The sequence below is a fragment of the Streptomyces sp. genome (assembly GCF_050698815.1).
Taxonomy (GTDB): domain Bacteria; phylum Actinomycetota; class Actinomycetes; order Streptomycetales; family Streptomycetaceae; genus Streptomyces.
The window spans coordinates 1-8,185 of sequence record NZ_JBOHCV010000073.1 but is presented as its reverse complement, the minus strand read 5'-3'; the positions used below and the strand labels follow the sequence as shown (position 1 = coordinate 8,185).

Below are 8,185 nucleotides of genomic sequence, written 5' to 3'. Positions count from 1 at the left end.
CCCCACGACCCCCGCGGAGCGAGCCGAGGCGCAGACCGTCATCGACGGAGTCGACGACGAGCGGGTGCGGCTGCGGAACTCGGTGAAGGCGCGCGACGGCTTCTTCACCACCTTCTTCATCAGCCCGTACTCCCGCTACATCGCCCGCTGGTGCGCCCGCCGCGGGCTCACCCCGAACCAGGTCACCACGGCCTCGCTGGTCACCGCGCTGATCGCGGCGGCGTGCGCGGCGACCGGCACCCGCGGCGGTTTCGTCGCGGCCGGGGTGCTGCTGGTCGCCTCCTTCGTGCTCGACGCCACCGACGGCCAGCTCGCCCGCTACGACCTGCAGTACTCCACGCTCGGCGCCTGGCTCGACGCCACTTTCGACCGCGCCAAGGAGTACGCGTACTACGCGGGCCTCGCCCTCGGCGCGGCCCGCGGCGGCGACGACGTGTGGGCGCTCGCACTCGGCGCGATGGTGCTGCAGACCGCCCGGCACGTCGTCGACTTCTCCTTCAACGAGGCCAACCACGACGCCACTGCCAACACAAGCCCCACCGCTGCCCTCTCCGACAAGCTCGACAGCGTGGGCTGGACGGTGTGGCTGCGCCGCATGATCGTGCTACCGATCGGCGAGCGCTGGGCATTGATCGCCGTCCTCACCGCATGCACCACGCCCCGCATCACCCTTGTCGTGCTGCTCATCGGCTGCGCGCTCGCCGCCTGCTACACCACCGCGGGCCGGGTTCTGCGCTCCCTTACTCGGAGGGCACACAGGACCGACCGCGCGGCCCGCGCCCTGGCCGACCTCGCCGACAGCGGCCCGCTCGCCGAGGGCTGCGCCGCTCTGGCACGCCGCGCACGGCTGCGCCTGCCCGCCTTCGGGCGGCCGGCCCTCGCTCTCCTCGGCACGGTGGCGCTGCTGGCCACCGCGCTGTGGACACCCGCGGGGAGCGGCTGGCCGTGTCTGGCGGCGCTGGTCTACGTGCTCACCTCCGGGCTCGCGGTGGCCGCCCCGCTGCGGGGCACCCTCGACTGGCTGGTTCCGCCCCTCTTCCGTACCGCGGAATACACCCTCGTCCTCATCCTGGCCGTACTCGCCGACCGCTCCGGTGTGAGCGCCGCACTGCCCGCTGCGTTCGGGCTGGTGGCAGCGGTCGCCTACCATCACTACGACACCGTGTACCGCATCCGTGGTGGCACCGGTGCCCCTCCGCGCCGGCTGGTGCGGGCGATCGGGGGCCACGAAGGACGGGCCCTGGTGGTCACGCTCGCCGCGGCCCTGTGGCTGGGCGGCCCGGGCGGGAGCCAGGACCGACAGCAAGGTTTCACCATCGCGCTGACCACGCTCGCCGTGGCCATCGCGGCAGTGGTGCTCATCGAGAGCATCCGCTTCTGGGTGTCCTCCAAAGCACCCGCCGTACACGACGAAACAGGAGAACCCGCATGATCGGCCTCGTGCTGGCTGCCGGCGCCGGACGGCGTCTGCGTCCCTACACCGACACCCTCCCCAAGGCCCTGGTGCCCGTGGGTCCCGAAGGCGACGAGGAGTCCCAGACGGTCCTCGACATCGCCCTCGCCAACTTCGCCGCCGTCGGCCTGACCGACGTCGCCGTGGTCGTCGGCTACCGCAAGGAGGCCGTCTACGAGCGCAAGGAGGCGCTGGAGCAGAAGCACGGCGTCAAGCTCACCCTCGTCGACAACGACAAGGCGGAGGAGTGGAACAACGCCTACTCCCTGTGGTGCGCCCGCGACGTCATCAAGCAGGGCGCCCTGCTCGCCAACGGCGACACCGTGCACCCCGTCTCCGTCGAGAAGACCCTCCTCGACGCCCGTGGCGGCGGCAAGAAGATCATCCTCGCCCTGGACACGGTGAAGCACCTCGACGAGGAGGAGATGAAGGTCGTCACCGACCCGGAGAAGGGCGTACAGCAGATCACCAAGCTGATGGACCCGGCCACCGCGAGCGGTGAGTACATCGGCCTCACGCTGATCGAGCCGGAGGCCGCCGAGGAGCTGGCCGACGCGCTGAAGACCACCTTCGAGCGTGACCCGCAGCTGTACTACGAGGACGGCTACCAGGAGCTGGTCAACCGCGGCTTCAAGATCGACGTCGCGCCGATCGGCGACGTGCCCTGGGTCGAGATCGACAACCACGAGGACCTCGCCAAGGGCCGGGAGATCGCATGCCGGTACTGACCCGCCTCATTCCGTCGCCCGTCGTCGTCGACATCCGCCGCGGCGCCCTGGACGACCTGGCGGGCCTGCTGGCCGATCAGCGGATCTCCTCCAAGGGCAAGCTCGCCTTCGCCATCAGCGGCGGCTCCGGCGCGGCTCTGCGCGAGCGGTTCGCCCCCGCCCTCCCCAGCGCGGACTGGTACGAGGTCGGCGGCGGCACCATCGACGATGCCATCAAGCTCGCCGACGCGATGAAGTCCGGGCGCTACGACGCGGTCGTGGGTCTGGGCGGCGGCAAGATCATCGACTGCGCGAAGTTCGCGGCGGCCCGCATCGGCCTGCCGTTGGTCGCCGTCGCCACGAACCTCTCACACGACGGCCTGTGTTCGCCGGTCGCGACCCTGGACAACGACGCGGGCCGCGGCTCCTACGGCGTGCCCAACCCCATCGCGGTCGTCATCGACCTCGACGTCATCCGGGAGGCCCCGGCCCGGTTCGTCCGCTCCGGCATCGGGGACGCGATCTCCAACATCTCCGCGGTACGGGACTGGGAACTGGCCCACGCCGAGCGGGGCGAGGACATAGACGGCCTGGCCGCCGCCATCGCCCGGCAGGCCGGCGAGGCCGTGCTCCGGCACCCCGGCGGGGTCGGCGACGACGCCTTCCTCCAAGTGCTGGCGGAGGGACTGGTGCTCACCGGCATCTCGATGTCGGTGGCCGGGGACAGCCGCCCGGCCTCCGGCGCCTGCCACGAGATCAACCACGCCTTCGACCTGCTCTACCCCAAGCGGGCCGCGAGCCACGGTGAGCAATGCGGCCTCGGCGCCGCCTTCGCCACCTTCCTGCGCGGGGACCGGGAGACCGCCCTGCTGATGGTCTCGGTGCTGCGGCGCCACGGCCTGCCCGTACTGCCTTCCGAAATCGGCTTCGACGAGGACGAGTTCGTGAAGGTGGTCGAGTACGCGCCGGAGACCCGCCCCGGGCGCTACACCATCCTCGAGCACCTCGACCTGTCCGCCGACCAGATCAGGGACGCATACCGCGACTATGCACAAGCCATCAGTAGCTGAACTCCGCCCGGTCGTGCACCCCGAGGGTGTCAAGGACCGGCGCAGCGGTGAGCACTGGGCCGGACGGCTCTACATGCGCGAGATCTCGCTGCGCATGGATCGGCACCTGGTGAACACGCGGGTCACGCCCAACCAGCTGACCTACCTGATGACTGTCGCGGGGGTCCTCGCCGCCCCGGCCCTTCTGGTGCCGGGGATCTGGGGGGCGGCGCTCGGCGTGGTGATGGTCCAGCTCTACTTGCTGCTCGACTGCGTGGACGGCGAGCTCGCCCGCTGGAAGCAGCAGTATTCGCTGGGCGGGGTGTACCTGGACCGGGTCGGCGCGTACCTGTGCGACGCCGCCGTGCTGGTGGGCTTCGGCCTGCGTGCCGCCGACCTGTGGGGTGAGGGCCGGGTGGACTGGCTGTGGGCCTTTCTGGGCACCCTCGCCGCGGTCGGCGCCGTACTGATCAAAGCCGAGACCGACCTGGTGGGTGTGGCCCGCCACCAGAGCGGGTTGCCGCCCGTGAAGGAGGCCGCGAGCGAGCCGCGCTCGTCCGGTGTGGCGCTGGCCCGCAAGGCCGCCGCGGCACTGAAGTTCCACCGGCTGATACTCGGGATCGAGGCGTCGCTGCTCATCCTGGTCCTGGCGGTCCTGGACCAGGTCAGAGGCGACCTGTTCTTCACCCGGCTCGGCGTCGCCGTGCTCGCGGGCATCGCCGTCCTCCAGACGCTGCTGCATCTGGTTTCCGTCCTCGCCTCCAGCAGGCTGAAGTGAAGGGGGAGCTCATGCCGCAGCCTCCCGTGGAGCGATCTGCGCAGACCGTGAAACTGGGTGCCGTCGTCCTCACGATGGGCAACCGGCCCGAGGAACTGCGGGCGTTGCTCGACTCGGTCGCCAAGCAGGAGGGCGATCCCGTCGCGGTCGTCGTCGTCGGTAACGGCGCGCCGCTGCCCGCGTTGCCGGAAGGTGTACGGACGGTCGAGCTTCCGGAAAATCTCGGCATCCCCGGCGGCCGTAACGTCGGCATCGAAGCTTTCGGTCCGTCCGGCGCCGAGGTCGACGCACTGCTCTTCCTCGACGACGACGGCCTGCTCCCCGGCACCGGCACCGCCGAGCAGGTACGCGAAGCCCTGGCCGCCGACCCCGGGCTCGGCATCATCAGCTTCCGCATCGCCGACCCGGAGACCGGCGAGACCCAGCGCCGGCACGTACCCAGGCTGCGCGCCGCCGACCCGCTGCGCTCCTCCCGGGTCACCACCTTCCTCGGGGGCGCCAACGCCGTGCGGACGAAGGTCATCGCCGAGGTCGGCGGCCTCCCGGACGACTTCTTCTACGCCCATGAGGAGACGGACCTGGCCTGGCGCGCGCTGGACGCGGGCTGGTCGATCGACTACCGCGCCGACCTGGTGCTGCACCACCCCACCACGGCGCCCAGCCGCCACGCGGTCTACCACCGCATGGTCGCCCGTAACCGCGTCTGGCTGGCCCGGCGCAACCTTCCCGCCCCGCTGGTCCCCGTCTACCTCGGCGTGTGGCTGCTGCTCACGCTGGCCCGGCGGCCCTCCCGGCCGGCGCTGCGCGCGTGGCTCGGCGGCTTCAAGGAGGGCTGGACGTCCCCGTGCGGTCCCCGCAAGCCGATGCGGTGGCGTACGGTGTGGCGGCTGACCCGACTAGGTCGCCCGCCCGTCATCTGACAAGCTCGTCCGTGACGGCTCTGCCGGCATTCCCTTCCGATTCACCTGCGCGTGTGAGGACGAAAGTTTCCAACGTGACCGAGACAACGCACGACGGTGCGGTCGGCGTGAAGCCTCCGCCCTCACCGGACGACCGTCTGTCCCCGGCCGATCTCGCGGCCAAGTACGGCCTGACGGTCAGCGGGGCGCGGCCCTCGCTGCCGCAGTACGTGAAGCAGCTGTGGGCGAGACGGCACTTCATCCTCGCCTTCTCCCGTGCCAAGCTCACCGCGCAGTACAGCCAGGCGAAGCTGGGACAGCTGTGGCAGGTCGTGACCCCGCTGCTGAACGCCGCCGTCTATTTCTTCATCTTCGGCATCATCATGGGCGGCCGGGAGGGGATTCCCGGCGGGCAGGACAACTACGTGCCGTTCCTGGTGACCGGCGTGTTCGTCTTCACCTTCACCCAGACCTCGGTGCTGAACGGTGTCCGGGCGATCTCCGGCAATCTGGGGCTGGTCCGCGCACTGCACTTCCCAAGGGCATCCCTGCCGATCTCCATTTGTCTCCAGCAGCTCCAGCAGCTGCTGTATTCGATGATCGTGCTGGTGATCATCCTCGTCGGCTTCGGCCACTACCCCTCCTGGTCATGGCTGTTGATCGTCCCGGCGCTCGTCTGCCAGTTCCTGTTCAACACCGGGCTGGCGCTGATCATGGCGAGGCTGGGCAGTAAGACCCCGGACCTGGCGCAGTTGATGCCGTTCGTGACGCGGACCTGGCTGTACGCGTCGGGCGTGATGTTCTTCCTGCCGTACCAGCTGGCGAAGATCGACACGGACGCCTGGGTCATCGACCTGTTGCAGGCAAATCCGGCTGCCGTGTACATGGACCTGATCCGGTTCGCGTTCATCGACGGGTACCCGGCCTCCTCCCTCCCGCCGCACGTCTGGGCACTGGCGCTCGGCTGGGGGCTGCTCGTCGGCATCGGCGGATTTGTTTTCTTCTGGAAGGCGGAGGAGCGTTATGGCCGTGGCTGACGAGATGGAGAAGACCCAGCAGGCGGACAGCCCCGCGGTGCCGGGCCCGTGGATCCCCACCGTCATCGCGGAGGATCTGCACATCGTCTACCGCGTCTACGGCGGAGCCAAGGGCAAGGGCAGCGCCACGGCCGCGCTGAACCGCATCGTCCGCCGCAAGCCCAGCGGCAGTGTGCGCGAGGTGCACGCCGTCAGGGGAGTCAGCTTCACCGCGTACCGTGGCCAGGCCATCGGCCTGATCGGCTCCAACGGGTCCGGGAAGTCGACCCTGTTGCGCGCCATCGCCGGCCTGCTGCCGGCCGAGAGCGGCCATGTCTACTCCGATGGCCAGCCCTCGCTGCTGGGCGTCAACGCGGCGATGATGAACGACCTCACCGGCGAGCGCAACGTCGTCCTCGGCGGGCTGGCGATGGGCATGTCCCGGGAAGAGGTGGGGGAGCGCTACCAGGGCATCGTCGACTTCTCCGGCATCAATGAGAAGGGCGACTTCATCACGCTGCCGATGCGCACCTACTCTTCCGGCATGTCGGCCCGGCTGCGGTTCTCCATCGCGGCGGCCAAGAAGCACGACGTGCTGATGATCGACGAGGCGCTGGCGACGGGCGACAAGAAGTTCCAGCGGCGCTCGGAGCAGCGCATCCGCGAACTGCGCGGCGAGGCGGGCACCGTCTTCGTCGTCAGCCACAACAACAAGACGATCCGCGACACCTGTGAGCGGACGCTGTGGCTGGAGAAGGGCGAGCTGCGCCACGACGGCCCGACCGAGGACGTGCTCAAGGAATACGAGAAGTTCACGGGCAAGTAGCAAGTAGCAGGTAGCGAGTAGCAGCAGCGCCCGGCCTGGTCCCCCGCACCAGGTCGGCCGCTGCTCGTCGTTGCTGTCAGACGCCCGCGTGCGTACGCTCCGCGTCCTTTTCCTGCTTCGGCTCCGGCCGGGGTGCCGACTCCTCCAGCCCGATCCTGCCGTGCAGCCGCCGCAGCGCACGCGGCGCGTACCAGGCGCCGCGGCCCAGCAGTCTCATCGCCGCGGGCACCAGCACCCCACGCACCGCGACCGCGTCGATGAGGATCGCCAGCCCGCTGCCCAGGCCGAACATCTGCAGGAAGCTGATCTCGCTGGTGGCGAAGGCGAAGAAGCTCACCGCCAGCAGTCCGGCCGCCATGGTCACGATCCGGCCGGTGCGGGAGAGCCCGCGTGTGACGGAGGTGGTGTTGTCGGCGCCGGCGTCGTGCAGTTCCTTGATGCGGCTGGTGACGAAGACCTCGTAGTCCATCGAGAGTCCGAAGACGATGCAGAACATGAGCACCGTCACCGACGTGTCCATGGGCATCGCCGTGAATCCGAGCACCGAGGAGAGATGGCCCTCCTGGAAGATCCACACCATCGCCCCGATCGAGGCCGTCAGGCTCACCGCGTTCAGCACCAGCGCGCGCAGCGGCTGTACGACGCTGCCGGTGAAGAGGAAGAGCAGCAGGAAGGTGCTGCCGACGACCATGCCGATGGCGGCGGGCAGCCGGTCGCCGATCGACTCCTTGGTGTCGATGAGCTGGGCGTCCCGGCCGCCGACCAGCGCCTCGGTGCCGCCGGGCGGGTCGACGTCGCGCACCGCGCGCACCACGTCCTGTGCCGCCTCCGACTTGGCCTGCACACCTGAGGTGACGGTGAGCAGCTGGGCGTCGGGGCGGCCGAGTGCGGCGTTGGCCCGGCCGGGCGCGGACGCCTGGCCCTTTGCGTACGTACCGCTGCTGGCCTGCACCCGCTCCACGCCCTCCACCCGGGAGAGCCGTCCGGCGTAGGAGGCCAGCTCCTGCTTGGGCACCGCGGAGGTGGTCACCACCTGGACGGCGCCCGTGTCGTTACCCGGGAAGTCCTGCCGGAGCGCGGTGCCGACCTGGCGGCTCGCGGCGTCCTCGGGAAGCACCCGCTCGTCCGGCATCCCGAAGGTGGCACCCAGCAACGGGCTGGCCGCGAGCAGCAGCACGGCGAGAACGGGCAGCGCGGTGAGTGCGGGACGGCGCATCACGATACGGGCGAGGCGGCCCCACAGCGGCGCGTCCGGCCGGCGCACGGCGTTCGCCCACGGCAGCCGCCCCTTGTTCACGCGGTGCCCGAGCACCGCCAGCAGCGCCGGTACGACCAGCAGCGCGGCCACCGCGGCGATGAAGACGACGCCGATGCCCGCGTAGGCGAACGAGCGCAGGAAGAAGGGCGGGAAGAGGAGCAGGGCCGCCAGCGCCGCGACGACCGTGGCGGCCGAGAAG

At 70.2% G+C, this 8,185-nt stretch carries 8 protein-coding genes; 7 read left to right on the top strand and 1 reads right to left on the bottom strand.

All coding sequences use genetic code 11. The features are described from left to right. The 7 genes from ACRDP3_RS03110 to ACRDP3_RS03080 form a co-directional block, all read left to right on the top strand. Positions 1-1,432, top strand: a 1,432-nt coding sequence (locus ACRDP3_RS03110; protein ID WP_431515247.1) for a DUF5941 domain-containing protein, incomplete at its 5' end; no start/stop codon positions are given. After that, on the top strand, positions 1,429-2,181 hold the full coding sequence (locus tag ACRDP3_RS03105; RefSeq protein WP_431515246.1) for a sugar phosphate nucleotidyltransferase: 753 nt from the start codon (positions 1,429-1,431) through the stop codon (positions 2,179-2,181). The genes ACRDP3_RS03110 and ACRDP3_RS03105, both read left to right, overlap by 4 nt. Then, a complete protein-coding gene (locus ACRDP3_RS03100) occupies positions 2,169-3,230 on the top strand; it encodes an iron-containing alcohol dehydrogenase family protein (protein WP_431515245.1) in 1,062 nt (353 codons plus the stop codon). Before ACRDP3_RS03105 ends, ACRDP3_RS03100 begins: the two co-directional genes overlap by 13 nt. Beyond that, positions 3,208-3,987, top strand: coding sequence for a CDP-alcohol phosphatidyltransferase family protein (locus ACRDP3_RS03095; protein ID WP_431515244.1), 780 nt, complete (start codon positions 3,208-3,210; stop codon positions 3,985-3,987). Before ACRDP3_RS03100 ends, ACRDP3_RS03095 begins: the two co-directional genes overlap by 23 nt. 47 nt (positions 3,988-4,034) lie before the next feature. Beyond that, positions 4,035-4,907 (top strand): glycosyltransferase family 2 protein, encoded by an 873-nt coding sequence (locus ACRDP3_RS03090; RefSeq protein ID WP_431515249.1) that lies wholly within the window; start codon positions 4,035-4,037, stop codon positions 4,905-4,907. 74 nt (positions 4,908-4,981) lie between these two features. Next, positions 4,982-5,923 (top strand): ABC transporter permease, encoded by a 942-nt coding sequence (locus ACRDP3_RS03085; protein ID WP_431515243.1) that lies wholly within the window; start codon positions 4,982-4,984, stop codon positions 5,921-5,923. Between the two features lie 4 nt (positions 5,924-5,927). After that, positions 5,928-6,728: an ABC transporter ATP-binding protein gene (locus ACRDP3_RS03080; protein WP_431515248.1), complete on the top strand. Its 801-nt coding sequence runs from the start codon at positions 5,928-5,930 to the stop codon at positions 6,726-6,728. A gap of 76 nt (positions 6,729-6,804) precedes the next feature. Here ACRDP3_RS03080 and ACRDP3_RS03075 read toward each other — a convergent pair. Continuing rightward, on the bottom strand, positions 6,805-8,185 hold a 1,381-nt coding region (locus ACRDP3_RS03075; RefSeq protein ID WP_431515242.1), incomplete at its 5' end, for an MMPL family transporter.